General features: G+C 72.7%; 15 protein-coding genes. 5 read left to right on the forward strand and 10 right to left on the reverse strand.

Features of this window, described 5'->3' with window-relative positions:
- Positions 1–569 precede the first annotated feature (569 nt).
- The gene (locus tag A8711_RS25440) at positions 570–773 is read left to right on the forward strand and encodes a PspC domain-containing protein (RefSeq protein ID WP_043327136.1); all 204 of its coding nucleotides are present in this window, start codon (positions 570–572) and stop codon (positions 771–773) included.
- Positions 774–859: 86 nt separating this feature from the next.
- Here A8711_RS25440 and A8711_RS25445 read toward each other — a convergent pair whose 3' ends face one another.
- The 7 genes from A8711_RS25445 to pdxH form a co-directional block, all read right to left on the reverse strand.
- Complete coding sequence (locus tag A8711_RS25445) at positions 860–1,648, reverse strand: DUF4230 domain-containing protein (RefSeq protein WP_069089566.1); 789 nt, start codon at positions 1,646–1,648, stop codon at positions 860–862.
- 99 nt (positions 1,649–1,747) lie between these two features.
- On the reverse strand, positions 1,748–2,908 hold the full coding sequence (locus tag A8711_RS25450; RefSeq protein ID WP_043327140.1) for an acyl-CoA dehydrogenase family protein: 1,161 nt from the start codon (positions 2,906–2,908) through the stop codon (positions 1,748–1,750).
- 31 nt (positions 2,909–2,939) lie between these two features.
- Complete coding sequence (locus tag A8711_RS25455) at positions 2,940–3,245, reverse strand: type II toxin-antitoxin system VapB family antitoxin (protein ID WP_013283726.1); 306 nt, start codon at positions 3,243–3,245, stop codon at positions 2,940–2,942.
- Positions 3,246–3,299: 54 nt separating this feature from the next.
- Entirely contained in the window at positions 3,300–3,902 is a 603-nt protein-coding gene (locus A8711_RS25460) for a nitroreductase family protein (protein ID WP_043327142.1), read from the reverse strand.
- A 2-nt stretch (positions 3,903–3,904) separates the two neighbouring features.
- On the reverse strand, positions 3,905–4,831 hold the full coding sequence (locus A8711_RS25465; protein ID WP_043327144.1) for an aldose 1-epimerase family protein: 927 nt from the start codon (positions 4,829–4,831) through the stop codon (positions 3,905–3,907).
- 16 nt (positions 4,832–4,847) lie between these two features.
- The gene (locus A8711_RS25470) at positions 4,848–6,140 is read right to left on the reverse strand and encodes an MFS transporter (protein ID WP_069089567.1); all 1,293 of its coding nucleotides are present in this window, start codon (positions 6,138–6,140) and stop codon (positions 4,848–4,850) included.
- The gene (gene pdxH, locus A8711_RS25475; RefSeq protein ID WP_069089568.1) at positions 6,137–6,766 is read right to left on the reverse strand and encodes a pyridoxamine 5'-phosphate oxidase; all 630 of its coding nucleotides are present in this window, start codon (positions 6,764–6,766) and stop codon (positions 6,137–6,139) included. Before pdxH ends, A8711_RS25470 begins: the two co-directional genes overlap by 4 nt.
- A gap of 273 nt (positions 6,767–7,039) precedes the next feature.
- Between pdxH and A8711_RS25480 the strand changes: the two genes are divergently transcribed.
- From A8711_RS25480 to A8711_RS25495, 4 genes are all read left to right on the forward strand, one after another.
- Positions 7,040–8,146, forward strand: a complete 1,107-nt coding sequence (locus tag A8711_RS25480; RefSeq protein WP_043327149.1) for a citrate synthase 2 — start codon at positions 7,040–7,042, stop codon at positions 8,144–8,146.
- A 251-nt stretch (positions 8,147–8,397) separates the two neighbouring features.
- Positions 8,398–9,525, forward strand: a complete 1,128-nt coding sequence (serC, locus tag A8711_RS25485) for a phosphoserine transaminase (protein ID WP_069089569.1) — start codon at positions 8,398–8,400, stop codon at positions 9,523–9,525.
- A 191-nt stretch (positions 9,526–9,716) separates the two neighbouring features.
- A complete protein-coding gene (gene sepH / locus A8711_RS25490) occupies positions 9,717–10,796 on the forward strand; it encodes a septation protein SepH (RefSeq protein WP_043327153.1) in 1,080 nt (359 codons plus the stop codon).
- 64 nt (positions 10,797–10,860) lie between these two features.
- Positions 10,861–11,847 carry an aldo/keto reductase gene (locus A8711_RS25495; protein ID WP_043327155.1) on the forward strand — a complete coding sequence of 329 codons (987 nt, stop codon included), beginning with the start codon at positions 10,861–10,863 and terminating at the stop codon, positions 11,845–11,847.
- An 80-nt stretch (positions 11,848–11,927) separates the two neighbouring features.
- On the opposite strand, the gene thpR is transcribed toward A8711_RS25495, so the two are convergent.
- The 3 genes from thpR to A8711_RS25510 all read right to left on the reverse strand — a co-directional run bounded on the left by thpR (position 11,928) and on the right by A8711_RS25510 (position 14,367).
- Positions 11,928–12,491: an RNA 2',3'-cyclic phosphodiesterase gene (gene thpR / locus A8711_RS25500; protein WP_069089570.1), complete on the reverse strand. Its 564-nt coding sequence runs from the start codon at positions 12,489–12,491 to the stop codon at positions 11,928–11,930.
- A 4-nt stretch (positions 12,492–12,495) separates the two neighbouring features.
- Positions 12,496–13,005, reverse strand: a complete 510-nt coding sequence (locus A8711_RS25505; protein ID WP_069089571.1) for a hypothetical protein — start codon at positions 13,003–13,005, stop codon at positions 12,496–12,498.
- A 75-nt stretch (positions 13,006–13,080) separates the two neighbouring features.
- Positions 13,081–14,367, reverse strand: coding sequence for an MFS transporter (locus A8711_RS25510; RefSeq protein ID WP_069089572.1), 1,287 nt, complete (start codon positions 14,365–14,367; stop codon positions 13,081–13,083).
- Between the last annotated feature and the right edge of the window lie 79 nt (positions 14,368–14,446).

Consider the following 14,446-nt stretch of genomic DNA (forward strand, 5'->3'; position numbering starts at 1 on the left):
GCTCCCAGCTCCCAGCTCCCAGCTCCCAGCAGATCTTGGAACCAAACGGCCCCCATAGGGACCCTTTCCTTCCAAGATCTCCACGAATCCCACCCAACGGAACGCCAGTCCCGCACCACGGAACGCACTCGCCGCAACACGCGACCGGGCGCGGCTCCCACCGCACGCCACCCCGTCAACTGCCGCGATCTTGCACTTCCCGCCCCGTCAATCCAGAGCAAATAGGGCACGTCGAGGGCCTCAAGTACAAGATCGCGGGAGGCAGAGGGCGGGAGGCGGGAGCGGGAGGGGGAGCGGGAGGGGGCGGGAGGTAGGGCTGATGGTGTGTCCAGCAGTGCGGAAGCGCTGAGCAGGAACCGCAGTTCCCCGACCCGTGACTGCGGGACCACCTCGGACCGGAAACCGCGGCGGCGACCCGGGAGTCTCCGCGGTGAGTCGGTGGGGACGGTCCGGGGTATGCACCTACGGGTGCCCGGGTCGCCGATCATCCTCGGGGCCGAGGGCGCGGCGCGCACCCCTCTCTACCGTGGAATCAGCGCGGCGGATCGCCGCAGAAGTGGGAGACGACGATGAGTCGCAAACTGGTCCGGCCCCGCCAGGGGCGCATGATCGCCGGTGTCTGCGCCGGCCTGGGGCAGCGGTTCGGCATGTCGGCCGGCCTGGTCCGGCTGCTGTTCCTGCTGTCGCTGCTGCTGCCCGGCACGCAGGTGATCATCTACCTGATCCTGTGGGTTCTGATGCCGAACGAGGACCGCTACCTCGCCACCCGCTGACGCGACACGAAGCCGGGACACCGGCACACACGCGACGCGCCCGCCCCGGACCATCGGGGCGGGCGCGCGGCGTCAGCGCACGAAGATCAGGGCGCGGTGTAGGTGACAGTCACCTTCTCGTAGCCGAGCGAGCGCAGCAGCCCTTCCAGCATCTTGCGGGTGTTCTCCTCGGCGCGGGCGGCGAGCCCACTGTCGCGGGCCGCCGCGGTGATCCGGTCCTCGGCGAGCTTGTAGATCTGCTGCTGCCGGTTGGGGTCGCCGGCCACCAGGTCGTTGAGCCGGTTGATCAGGCCCCGCTGCTGGGCGAAGACGTAGCTCTTGTCCATGTCCAGGTCGGTCTCGCCGAGCTGCGGCGCGGGCAGCTTGATCTCGGCGGACTTGCCGTCCTCGGAGACCGTCACCGCGCCGTCGGCGATCTTCGCGAAGTCGACGTACGCCTCGACGCGCCCCGCCCCGGCGAACAGCGTGCGCTCGTTGAGCAGGAAGTCGGGCACGTTGCGCCGGTCGTTCTGCACGTCCACCACGACCTGGAAGTTGCCCTCGGCGGCGACGTAGCGGCTCAGGTCACGGATCGACTTGAGCAGCGGCGGCTGGCTGCGGTCGGTCTGCTCCTTGGCGAACGGGTTGCGGAAGTCGGGCAGCAGACCGGTGGCCTGCACGCCGAGCAGCACCACCACCGCCAGCGCCGCCGCGCCGAGCACCCAGAGCAGGCCACGAGCCGCGCCGCCGCCCGACGCCGGGGCGCCCGGACCGGGCTCGCGATCGGGATCGCGGCCCGGGTCGGGCGAGCCTTCCGCCCGGTCGCGAAGGGACTCGCTGGTGGGGTAGTCCGGGAACTCCCGGGTGGGCTCGTTGATGTCACCGTCGCGGGCCATCGCCCTCACCGTCCTCGTCCGACACATCGACTGACAAAGACGGTACGGCCACCGTGCGACAGTCGCTCGCCGAGCGTCCCGATCGGGTGAAACCGCAGGTCAGGCGAACGCGGACAGGCCCGTCAGCCGCTGGCCGATGACGAGCTGGTGGATCTCGGAGGTGCCCTCGTAGGTGAGCACGCTCTCCAGGTTGTTGGCGTGCCGCATCACCGGGTACTCGCCGGAGACGCCGTTCGCGCCGAGGATCGTGCGGCACTGCCGCGCGATGGCGAGCGCCTCCCGGACGTTGTTCAACTTGCCCACGCTCACCTGGTGGGGCCGCAGCGAGCCGGCGTCGGCGAGACGGCCCAGGTGCAGCGCGAGCAGCATCCCCTTGTTCCACTCCACCGCCATGTCGGCGAGCTTGGCCTGGGTGAGCTGGAAGCCGGCGAGCGGGCGGCCGAACTGGGTGCGCGTGGTCGCGTACTCCAATGCGGTTTCCAGGCAGTCGCGGGCCGCGCCGAGCGCGCCCCAGACGATGCCGTGCCGGGCCTCGGTCAGGCACCCCAGCGGCGCCTTCAGCCCGATCGCCTCGGGCAGTCGCGCGTCGGCCGGCAGCCGGACGTCGTCGAGCGCGATCTCGCCGGTCAGTGACGCGCGCAGCGACATCTTGTGCCGGATCTCGCGCGCCGTCACCCCCGGCGTGTCCATGGGTACGGCGAAGCCGCGCACGCCTTCGTCGGTGCGCGCCCAGATCACGCCCACGTCGGCGATCGGCGCGTTGGTGATCCACAGTTTGCTGCCGTTGAGGATCCAGTCGTCGCCGTCGCGGCGGGCCCGGGTGGCCATCGAGCCGGGGTCGGAGCCGTGGTCGGGTTCGGTGAGCCCGAAACAGCCGATCGCCTCGCCGGCCGCCATGGCGGGCAGCCAGCGCTGCTTCTGCTCCTCGCTGCCGAAGCGCCAGATGGCGTACATGGCCAGCGATCCCTGCACCGACACCAGCGAGCGGACACCGGAGTCGCCGGCCTCCAGCTCCAGGCAGGCCAGCCCGTACGCGACGGCGGACGCGCCGGCGCAGCCGTAGCCGGTCAGGTGCATGCCGAGCAGGCCGAGCTTGCCGAACTCGCGGGCCAGCTCACGGGCCGGCACCTGGCCGTCCTCGTACCAGCCGGCGACGTGCGGGCGTACCCGGTCGGTCACGAGCTGGCGCACGACGGCGCGGATCTGCCGCTCCTCCTCGCTGAGCGACGCATCGATGTCGAGCAGGTCCAGAGGAGTCATGGCGTCACCTTAACCAAGGCTCAGCCRGGCGTCACTCGCCCTGGTCGCCGAGGACCAGCACGCGCGCGTGGATCTGGTTGCGCTGCTGCAGCGCCGCGCGCAGCGCCCGGTGCAGGCCGTCCTCCAGGTAGAGGCCGCCGTTCCACTGGACCACGTGCGGGAAGAGGTCGCCGTAGAAGGTGGAGTCCTCCGCGAGCAGCTTGTCCAGCGCCAGTTCGCGCTTGGTGGTGATGAGCTGGTCCAGCCGCAGCGGGCGCGGCGGGATCTCGGCCCACTGCTTCAGCGTGAGGTTGTGCTCCGGGTAGGGACGCCCGTCCCGGACCGCCCTGAAGATCACGGCGTGCTCTCCTCCCCCAGGCCCGGCTGACGATGTGGATGTCAGCCTAACCGCTCAGGTCCACCGTCCCCGCCGCACCACATCCTGCACCGGACGCCGCCCTCTACGCAGCGACGGTGACCGATGGTCAACAGCCCGATAACCCACTGTGATGGCTCCGACGGGGCTGAGTTCCGGCGGTACCCCGAACGCCTCCCGGTACGCCTCGATCCGCTGCGGCGGAATGCCGAAGAAGCAGGCGCCCAGCCCTTCGTCCACGGCGGTGAGCAGCATCAGCAGCGCCGCGAAGCCGGTGTCCACGTACCAGTAGGGCACCGGCCAGCGGTCCTCGGCGCGGTCCGCCCAGCCCTTGTCCGGCTCGGCGTAGCGGTCCAGGTAGGCGTCACGGTTGGCGTGCGGCACCACGATCAGCGGCGCCCGGCGCATCCCGGCCAGCCAGCGTTCCCGGCCGCCGCCACCGGGCGTGGTCGCCGCCCAGAACCGTTCCCGGTCCTCGGGTTCCTCCAGCACCAGGAAGCCCCAGCCCTGGGCGAACCCGGCCGACGGCGCGCGGACCGCGTGGTCCAGCAGGCGGTCCACCACCTCCGGCGGCACCGGGCGGTCGGGGTCGTAGTTGCGCACCATCCGGCGGCGGCGGACTACCTCGGCGAACTCCACGCTCAGACCTCCGGCCGGACGCCCCAGGCGCCCCGCCAGGTCTGCCCCGGCTCCAGCGTGATGACGTCCCTGCCGGAGCGGAACGCATCCGGCGGGCAGGTCATCGGCTCGACCGCCACCGACCGGCGGTGCCGTTCCCCGCCGAGCGTGTCGCCGGTGAACACCTGCCACCAGCCGAACTCGCGGTCCGCCCAGATCCGCAGCCCGGACGAGCCGTCCGGCGAGCCGAGCGTCACCGCCGAGCCGCCGTCGGCGTCCCGCTCGACGTCACCGAAGGCGGTGTCGAGGACCAGGTCGCCGATCGGGCGCGGGCTGGTGAAGTCGAACTCGGAGCCGGTCACCTCGGTCGCACCGACCGGAAGCAGGCGGCCGTCCACCAGCACCCGCCGCCGGGCCGGCAGGTGCAGCCGAATCCCGTCCACGCCGGCCTTCGGCAGTTGCAGGTAGGGGTGCACGGAGAAGCCGAACGGCGCCGGCTCGCCGGACAGGTTCGTCGCCTCGTGCTCGGCCCGCAGCCCGTCCGGGCCGACGCTCCACCGGGCCCGCAGCCGCAGCGCCCACGGGTAGCCGGGGCTGGGCGGCAGGTCGTAGCCGATCGTCACGCTCTGGGCCGACTGCTCGATCAGTTGCCACCGCGCCCAGTTCACCAGGCCGTGCAGCGCGTTGTGCCGCTCCGGCTCGGTGAGGTCGAGCTGGAACGACCGCTCCCCGAACGAGTAGACGCCGTCCCGGATCCGGTTCGGCCAGGGCGCGAGCACCTGACCGGCCGAGCCGGGGCAGACCTCGTCCTCGGCGTACCCGTCGAGGTAGTCCACGCCGTCGTGCCGGTAGGCCCGCAGCCCGCCGCCCACCTCGACCACGACGGCCTCGTGGCCGTCGGCGGAAATGGTCCACTGTGTACCGGACGGTGGCTGCACGTCGATCCCCATGTCGGCGACCCTACCGTCAGTGGCGCTCCTCGGCGGGGGTGGTCGAGCGATAGCGCAGCAGCGCCGGGAACGCCACCACCAGCAACACCGCGAGTACGGCGGCGGCCAGGCCACCACCGACCATGGCGACGCCGGTGCCGAACCCGGCGGCCGTCGCGCCGGCCCGCAGATCGCCCAGACGCGGGCCACCGGCCACCACGACGGTGTTCACGCCCTGGAGGCGGCCCCGCATCCGGTCCGGCGCGTAGACCAGCAGCATCGACTGGCGCAGCGTGGCGCTGACCAGGTCGGCGGCGCCGGCGACGCCGAGCAGCACCACCGCCACCCACAACTGCCCGGCCAGCCCGGCGAGCGCGATCGCGACGCCCCAGCCGACCACCGCCACGGTGAGCGCGAGGCCCTGCCGGCGGACCCGGCCGATCCACCCGGAGGTCAGGCCGCCCAGCATCGCGCCGATGGCGATCGAGCTGTAGAGCCAGCCCACCGCCGAGGCGCCGCCGAAGCGTTCCTGCGCCAGCTCGGGGAAGAGCGCCCGCGGCATGGCCAGGATCATCGCGATCAGGTCGATGGCGAAGGACAGCAGCAGCACCCGCGTGGTGGCCAGGTAGCGGAAACCGTCGACGATGCTGGCCAGCCCGGCCTTGCGGACGCCGCCGTCCGGGTCCGGCGCGGGCGGCATCGCGGGCAGCCGCAGCGTGGCCCAGAGCGCCGCCGTGTACAGCAGCGCGTCCGCCGCGTACGCGATGGGCAGCGCCGTCCCCACCTCCCACCCGGCGAAGATCAGGCCGGCGGCGAGCGGGCCGAAGACGGCGGCGGCGGTGAACGTGGTGAAGTTCAGCGTGGTCGCGGCCGGGACCAGCTCGGCCGGCACGAGCCGGGGCAGGATCGCGCTGCGGGCCGGTGAGGTGATCGCGAAAGCCGTCGACTGGAGGCCGACGAGCAGCAGGAGCAGCAGCGGGCTGCGCACGCCGGCCAGCGACTGCACCAGCAGCCCCAGCGTCGACGCCCAGAGCACGCAACCGCCGACGAGCAGCACCCGGCGGCGGTCCCGGGCGTCGGCGATCGCGCCGCCCCACAACCCGAACAGCAGCAGCGGCACGAAACCGGCGATGCCCAGCAGGCCGACCCAGAGCGAGCCGCCGGTCAGGTCGAACATCTCCACCGGCACCGCCACGGCGGTGAACTGGAAGCCGAACATCGCGATCGCGTTGCCGGTCCAGACCCGCCGGTACGCGGGCACGCGCAGCGGGCGCAGGTCGATCGCCCAGCGGCGCGCACCCCGCCGCCGGGCCTGCGTGACGTCGGTCACGGCGCGAGCCGCTCGACGACGAAAACCCCGTTCCCGGTACGCCGGAAGCGCAGCCGGTCGTGCAGCCGGCTGGCCCGGCCCTGCCAGAACTCGACCGTCTCGGGCCGGACCCGGAACCCGCCCCAGTGCGGCGGCGCGGGGATCGGGTCCACGTCGGCGAACCGTTCCGCCGCCGCCCGGTACGCCTCGTCGAGCGCGGCGCGGTCCGGCACCACCGTCGACTGGGCGCTGGCCCACGCCCCGAGCTGCGAGCCGCGCGGCCGGCTGGCGAAGTACGCCTCGGTCTCGGCCCGGTCCACCGGCTCGACCCGGCCGGTCACCGTCACCTGCCGCTGCATCGGGAACCAGGGGAACACCAGGCTGGCCCACGGGTTCCCGGTCACCTCGGTGCCCTTGCGCGAGCCGTGGTTGGTGTAGAAGACGAAGCCCTCCGGGTCGTACCCCTTGAGCAGCACGGTGCGCCCGCTGGGCCGGCCCCGGGCGTCGGCGGTGCCGAGCACCATCGCGTTCGGCTCGGGCAGCGGATGTGCCACCGCGTCGGCGAACCAGCGGGCGAACTGGGTGTGCCAGTCCGGCGCCAGGTCCGCCTCGGTCAGGCCCAGGTCGGCGGCGTACTCGTTACGCATACCGGCCGGTGCGGGTGTGTCGCCTGTCACTGTGCTCGTCCCTCTCCCGGGCGTGCCGGCGTCCCCCGACGCTGGCCAGGCCCCGGTACCCAGTCTTCTCCCTCTCTCGCCGACGGCCAGCGGCGGGGATGTCGTGTGGCGCACAGTGGCTGTGGGTCGCGCAGTCTGTTACCCACCGGGCAAGATGTTCCGAACCACATCCCTGAAGGGTCGCCTGAGCTGCGGGGCTCGATCAGCCCGCCCGGGCGCGCCGAGCCGAAGCCAGGAGACGACATGTCCGATTTCAAACCGGGCCTGGAGGGCGTCGTAGCCTTCGAGACCGAGATCGCCGAACCCGACCGCGCGGGGGGTTCACTGCGCTACCGGGGCGTGGACATCGAGGACCTGATCGGCCAGGTCTCGTTCGGCAACGTCTGGGCGCTGCTGGTGGACGGCCGGTTCGGCCCCGGCCTGCCGCCGGCCGAGCCGTTCCCGGTGCCGGTGCACTCCGGTGACATCCGCGTCGACGTGCAGTCCGCGGTCGCCATGCTGGCGCCGTACTGGGGGCTCAGCCAGCTTCTCGACATCTCCGACGAGCAGGCCCGCGAGGACCTGGCCCGGGTGTCGGTCACCGCGCTGTCCTTCGTCGCCCAGTCGGCGCGCGGCCTGGGCCTGCCGGCCGTGCCGCAGAAGGAGATCGACAAGGCGGAGACCATCGTCGAGCGGTTCATGAAGCGCTGGCGGGGTGAGCCCGACCCGCGGCACGTCAAGGCCGTCGACGCGTACTTCATCTCGGCCGCCGAGCACGGCCTGAACGCCTCCACCTTCACCGCCCGGATCGTCGCCTCCACCGGCGCGGACGCCGCGGCCTGCATCTCCTCCGGCATCGGCGCGCTCTCCGGCCCGCTGCACGGCGGCGCCCCGTCCCGGGTGCTCAGCATGCTGGAGGCGGTCGAGCGCAGCGGCGACGCCGACGGGTACGTCAAGGGCGTGCTCGACCGGGGCGAGCGGCTGATGGGCTTCGGCCACCGGGTCTACCGGGCCGAGGACCCGCGCGCCCGCGTGCTGCGGCGCACCGCCAAGGAGCTGGGCGCGCCCCGCTTCGAGGTCGCCGAGGCGCTGGAGAAGGCCGCGCTGGCCGAGCTGCAGGCCCGCCGCCCGGACCGCGTCCTCGCCACGAACGTCGAGTTCTGGTCGGCGGTGGTGCTGGACTTCGCCGAGGTGCCGGCGCACATGTTCACCTCGATGTTCACCTGCGCGCGGATGGGCGGCTGGTCGGCGCACATCCTGGAGCAGAAGAAGCTCCAGCGGCTGGTGCGCCCGTCGGCGACGTACGTCGGCCACGGCTCGCGCAAGCCGCAGGAGGTCGAGGGCTGGGACGCCATCCCGCACGGCGTCTGACGTCTCGCCCGGGGCCCCGCTTCCACCCGCCGGTGGAGCGGGGCTCCGGCACGTCCGGGACCGGCTCGCGGCCCGTGTGGCGGACGCCTCACCGACCGGCGTGGGACTGGCCGCCGGACGGCCCGGAGCAGGTGCGAGGATTGCCGTGGCAGTGTCGCCGGAACGGGCTCGGACGCCCGCCGCCACGCGGCAGCACCTCGTCCGCGCCCTGCCAGCTCACCTCTCGCCCATGCGGAAGGATCTTGAAGACCGTGGCTGACGCACCGACCATCCGGATTCCCGACGAGATCAGGCCCGCCGACGGACGATTCGGCTGCGGCCCGTCCAAGGTCCGTCCGGCCGCGGTCTCCGCCCTCGCCGACGTCGCCACCAGCTACCTGGGCACGTCGCACCGGCAGAAGACGGTCCGCGACCAGGTCGCCCGGCTGCGCCGCGGCCTGGCCGAGTTCTACTCCCTCCCCGAGGGGTACGAGGTGGTGCTCGGCAACGGCGGCACCACCGCGTTCTGGGAGGTCGCCACGTTCGGCCTGATCCGGGACCGGGCCCAGTTCGCCAGCTTCGGCGAGTTCGGCGCCAAGTTCGCCAAGTCGGTGAAGGATGCGCCGTTCCTGGGCGAGCCGACCGTGCGCAAGTCCGACGCGGGCAGCGCCCCGACGCTGGTCGCCGAGGCCGGCGTGGACGTCTACGCCACCCCGCACAACGAGACCTCCACCGGTGTCGCGGTGCCGATCAGCCGGGTGGCGGGCGCCGACGAGGGCTCGCTGCTGCTGGTCGACGCCACCTCCGGCGCGGGCGGGCTGGACGTGGACGTCGCCCAGACCGACGTCTACTACTTCGCGCCGCAGAAGTGCTTCGGCTCCGACGGCGGCCTCTGGCTGGCCCTGATGTCGCCGGCCGCGCTGGCCCGGGCCACCGAGATCAAGGAGTCGGGCCGTTACATCCCGGCCTTCCTCGACCTGGTCACCGCGATCGACAACTCGCGGCTGGAGCAGACGTACAACACCCCGGCGCTGGCGACCATCTTCCTGGCCGCCGAGCAGACCGACTGGATGAACTCCCAGGGCGGGCTGGCCTGGGCGGCCAAGCGCACCGCCGAGAGCGCCGGCATCGTGTACGGCTGGGCCGAGCGCTCGTCGTTCGCCACCCCGTTCGTGTCGAACCCGGCGCTGCGGTCCAACGTGGTCGCCACCGTCGACTTCGCCGACGGGGTGGACGCCACGGCGATCGCCAAGGTGCTGCGCGCGAACGGCATCGTCGACACCGAGCCGTACCGCAAGCTGGGCCGCAACCAGCTGCGGGTGGCGCTGTTCCCGGCCGTCGAGCCGGCCGACGTCGAGGCGCTCACCGCGTCCATCGACTACGTGGTCGAGCGACTCTGATCACGCCGTCACGGTGCGTGGCCGTCAGGGCTCCGGCGGCCACCCACCGTGATCATTACCGCAGCTCAGTCACGACATGCCGGGGTGTCGCAGTCCCCATCGGCGGGTAGATGAGCGTACGGTGGTGCGAGACGCCCGGGTGGCCGGCTCCCGTGGCGTGACGGCCAGCGAAGCGGGACGGAGGCAAGCCCATGCGCCCAGTACGCTTCGTCGCCCTCTCCGAGGACGGCCAGGCCCTGGTGCTCGCCGACGAGGTGGGGCGCCTGCTGGCGCTGCCCATCGACGAGCGGATCGCGTCGGCGCTGCACGCCGAGCCGGGCGCCCCGCCGCTCGCTGTGGTGCCGAGCGCCACCGACCCGACGCCGTCGCTGTCCCCACGGGACATCCAGGCCCGCATCCGCTCCGGTGAGTCCGCCGAGGACGTCGCCCGCATCGCCGGCGTGCCGGTCGACCGGGTGCTACGCTACGCCGGCCCGGTGCTCCAGGAGCGGGCCATGCTCGCCCAGCACGCCCGCCGCACCCGGCTGAAGGGCGCGGAGAAGCCGACCCCGCTGGCCGAGGTCGTCAACGGCCGGCTGGCCCAGCACGGCATCGACACCGAGAAGATCTCGTGGGACGCCTACCGCCGCGACGACGGCACCTGGCGGATCATCGCGACCTGGCCGTCCGGCAAGGCCACCGCGCAGGCGGTGTGGGACCTGGACAAGACCCGGCAGAACGTCGCCCCGCACGACGACATGGCGCAATACCTCTGCGCCGAGCGGCCCACGCCGATCCTCGGCCAGGAGCCGGCGCCGGAGCGGGGCGGTCACGCGCTGCCCGGTCCGTCGCGTGGCGAGCCGAGCCGGGGCGGGCACGGCCTGCCGGCCGCCTCCGAGCACGCCCGTCCGGGGCGTGACCCGATCCGCGCCGGCCGGGACGCGCTGCTCGCCTCGCTGGACCGGCCGCTCGGCGGCACGTCCGGGCGCGGTCTCGACACCCGCTCCCCGGCCGCGCAGGAGGCGCCCCGCCAGCGGGCCGTCGCCGGTGGCGCCGCCGCGCTGCTCGGGGGCGGGCAGGGCTCGGCCTTCGACGACGACTCGGACGCGCCGAAGGAGATCCCGGCCGTACCCTCGCTGGCAGTGCTGCGGCCGCGGCGCACCGGTGCCGCGGCGGCGACCGGCGGCGCGGGCGGCGAGTCCACCGAGGCCGGCGGCAAGCCGCGCAAGCGGCTGCCGAGCTGGGACGACGTGCTCTTCGGCACCGGCCCGGCGGCCCGCGAATCCTCCTGATCCGCAAGCTCCACCCTGGCTCGTTGAGAGGGCACTCCAAGTTCCGGCGTGCCAGGGTGGAGTCATGGAGTACACGAACCTGGGACGCACCGGCCTGTCCGTGAGCCGACTCTGCCTCGGCACGATGAACTTCGGTCCGCAGACCGACGAGCCGGACAGCTTCGCCATCATGGACCGGGCGCTCGAACACGGGATCAACTTCTTCGACACCGCGAACGTCTACGGCTGGAAGCTCGGTGAGGGCGTCACCGAGCACATCGTCGGCCGCTGGTTCGCGCAGGGCGGCGGGCGCCGCGACAAGGTCGTCCTCGCCACCAAGGTGTACGGCAAGATGGGCGAGTGGCCCAACGAGCAGGGCCTGAGCGCCCGGCACATCATCCGGGCCTGCGAGGACTCGCTGCGCCGCCTCCAGACCGACACGATCGACCTCTACCAGATGCACCACATCTCCCGGACCACGCCGTGGGAGGAGATCTGGCAGGCGATGGAGACGCTCGTCGCGCAGGGCAAGGTGCTCTACGTCGGCTCGTCCAACTTCGCCGGCTGGCACATCGCGCAGGCGCAGGCCGCAGCCGGTAAGCGCAACTTCCTCGGCCTCGTCTCCGAGCAGTGCATCTACAACCTGCTGACCCGGTACGTCGAGCTGGAGGTCGTGCCGGCCGCCCAGCACTACGGGCTGGGCATCATCCCGTGGTCGCCGCTGCACGGCGGGCTGCTCTCCGGCATCATCCGCAAGATGGCCGAGGGCAGTGCGGCGCGCGGCACCACCGGCCGCTCGGCCGACGCGCTGGCCGAGCACCGCAGCACGATCGAGGCGTACGAGAAGCTCTGCGCCGACCTGGGCCACGACCCGGCGGATGTGGCGCTGGCGTGGCTGCTGTCCCGTCCGGGCGTGACCGCCCCGATCGTCGGCCCGCGCACCATGGACCAGCTCGACCGCAACCTCGGCGCGCTCGACGTCCACCTGGACGAGCCCACGCTGACCCGCCTGGACGAGCTGTTCCCGCCCGTAGGCAACGGCGGCCCCGGCCCCGAGGCCTGGGCCTGGTGAAAGGAAGGGCCCCTTCTTAACGCCTCAGGTAGAGAAGGGGCCCCTTCTTAACACGCCGCCGAATTAACGCGCCGCCCGCATCAACGCGCCGGCGCGAGCGCCCACGCGGCGATGCGCGTGTGGCGGGGCGTACGGCCCGGATGGCTGCGGGTCAGCATCACCTCACCGGCCGACCACTGTGGGCCGGCGTACCCGTTGAGGGTGTCCCGGTCGGCGTGGAGGTCGGCCTCGGGCACCCGGTCACCGGGGCGGGCGATGGTCAGGTGCGCCCGGAACGGCTTGTCGTCGCAGGGCAGCCCGGCCTCGCACAGCCCGCCGCGAATCGAGCGGGCCAGCGCGTCGAGCGCCTCGACGTCGCCGCGTACGTCGACCCAGAGCACTGTGGACCGGCCCTGACCGAAGCTGCCGCCGCCCGCGAGGCGCAGCAGTGGGGTACGAGCTGTCCGGGCGGCCGAGGCGAGCGCGTGCTTCACGTCGGGGAGCCGGACGTCCGGCACCTCGCCGAGGAAGGCCAGCGTGAGGTGCAGGTCCGCCGGATCGGCCAGCCGGGCGTGGCGGGCGGCCGCGACCCGCAGGCCCTTGACCCGGGCGGTGAGGTCGGCGACCGCCACGGCAGGTGGGTAGATCGCCGCGAAGAGACGCACCAGGTCAGCGGTGCCGCTGGTGGTGCGCGGCGCGGGCGGCCGGCAACGTCAGCCCGGCGGCGTGCAGCAGCCCTTCGACGCGTACCCGTTCGATCTCCCGGTCGACGCCGTCCAGTTCGGCCAGGTGCTCGTCGATGCCGAGCGCCCGGCAGGCGGCGCGCAGCCGTTCGTCGTACGCCTCGATGACCGCGCCGTGCCACACCACGCTGCGGTCGGCGGCGGCGAGCCGGTGGCCGCCGAGGCGGCGCAGGTCGGTGGCGAGCTGGTCCAGCGGCCGTCGGCCGTCCCGGTCGAACTCGGTGAGGTCGATGTCGCGGGTCAGCGCCTCGGCCTCGATGGCCCGGTCGAGCCGCGCGATGGTACGGCGTTCCCGGCGCTGCTCCCGCCACTCGGCCCACCCGCACGCGACCCGGTCGATGATCTCGTCAGCGCAGAACAGCAGCGCGAACAGGGCGGGTAGGCAGCAGACGGCGAGGATCGCCAGCGCCAGCAGCAGTCCCTGCCCCACTTCCACACATCGACGCTAAGCCCTGCCGCACCGGCCCGCCACCCGTTTGGGTAATCGGGCCGGTACGACCGGCTATCGGGGCTACTTGGCTCCGGGCGACACGACGTAGAAGCGGGGCATCGGGAGCACCCGCATCCGCAGCCGGGCGCCGGAGCGGCGCAGCTGCCAGGTGAGCGCCAGCAGCGCGGCGGTCAGCGAGATCAGGCCGCCGGCCCAGATGCTCGCGCCCGCGCCGTAGTGCTCGGCGACCCAGCCGATCAGGGGCGCGCCGACCGGGTTGGTGCCCAGGAACACCAGCACCCACAGCGCCATCACCCGTCCCCGGAAGGAGGCGTCGACACCGAGCTGGACGCGCTGGTTGGCGGCCTGGGCGAAGTAGATCATGAAGAACCCGGCGGGCAGCAGCAGCGCCACGACCAGCCAGTACGCCGGGGCGAGCCCGACGAGCGTGCCGAAGACCGCGCAGCCGATCGCGGCGCCGAGCACGAGCCAGACCGAGGGCCGGCTGCGCCGTCCGGTGCCGGCCAGCGCCCCGACCAGCGCACCGGCCGCGAGCGCGGTGCTGAACAGGCCGAACGAGGCGGCGCCGGTGTTGAACACGGTCTTCGCGAGCGCGGCGAGGGTGAGCTGGAAGTTGAACAGGCTCATCCCGATCACCGACATGAGGACCATCGGCAGCAGGATGTCGGGGCGGCGTGCCACGTACCGGAGGCCGTCGACCACCCGGGCCTGGTCCCGCTCGCCGACCGGCGGCAGGTCCTTGCGGTGCAGTTCCTCGGTACGCATCCGGACCACGTTGACCAGCGGGGCGATCGAGCTGAGCGCGGTGACCAGGAAGACCGGGCCGACGTCGACGGCGGCGATGGCCAGGCCGGCGACGGCGGGGCCGACGATCCGGGCGGAGTTGAACACTGCCGCGTTGAGCGAGAGCGCGTTCGGCAGCAGCGGCATGCCTACCAGCTCGGAGACGAACGCCTGGCGGACCGGTGTCTCGACCGCGTTGGAGACGCCGAGCAGGGCGGCGAACGTGAAGACGTGCCAGAGCTGCACCAGGCCGGTGAGGACCAGGACGCTCATGGCCAGCGCGAGCACGGTCCAGAACGCGTTGGYGACGAAGAGCAGCATCCGCTTGTCGTAGCGGTCGGCGAGCCGTCCGGAGAGCAGCGTGAGCAGGAGTACGGGCGTGAACTGCAACGCGGTGACCACGCCGAGCGCGGTCGCCGAGTTGTCGCTGAGCTCGAGCACGAGCCAGTCCTGGGCGATGAACATCATCCAGACGCCGATCAGTTTGATCAGCTGCCCGGTGGCGAAGAGTCGGTAGTTACGGACCCGTAGGGACTGGAACATCGTGCTCAATTTGGCCTGCACTCTAGGTGCGCCTCCTTGCGTCGGTACGCTTCATCCACAGCTGACGAAGCGAACCGCGGGCGGCGGTGTCAGGCGCGAG

The sequence above is a fragment of the Micromonospora sp. II genome, assembly GCF_001709195.1.
GTDB lineage: Bacteria > Actinomycetota > Actinomycetes > Mycobacteriales > Micromonosporaceae > Micromonospora > Micromonospora chalcea.

Excerpts from the sequence above, each read along its gene's own strand:
- A8711_RS25440 (WP_043327136.1), top strand. The coding sequence starts at position 570 with ATGAGTCGCAAACTGGTCCGGCCCCGCCAGGGGCGCATGATCGCCGGT.
- A8711_RS25445 (WP_069089566.1), bottom strand. The coding sequence starts at position 1,648 with ATGGCCCGCGACGGTGACATCAACGAGCCCACCCGGGAGTTCCCGGAC.
- A8711_RS25450 (WP_043327140.1), bottom strand. The coding sequence starts at position 2,908 with ATGACTCCTCTGGACCTGCTCGACATCGATGCGTCGCTCAGCGAGGAG.
- A8711_RS25465 (WP_043327144.1), bottom strand. The coding sequence starts at position 4,831 with ATGGGGATCGACGTGCAGCCACCGTCCGGTACACAGTGGACCATTTCC.
- pdxH (WP_069089568.1), bottom strand. The coding sequence starts at position 6,766 with ATGCGTAACGAGTACGCCGCCGACCTGGGCCTGACCGAGGCGGACCTG.
- A8711_RS25480 (WP_043327149.1), top strand. The coding sequence starts at position 7,040 with ATGTCCGATTTCAAACCGGGCCTGGAGGGCGTCGTAGCCTTCGAGACC.
- sepH (WP_043327153.1), top strand. The coding sequence starts at position 9,717 with ATGCGCCCAGTACGCTTCGTCGCCCTCTCCGAGGACGGCCAGGCCCTG.
- A8711_RS25495 (WP_043327155.1), top strand. The coding sequence starts at position 10,861 with ATGGAGTACACGAACCTGGGACGCACCGGCCTGTCCGTGAGCCGACTC.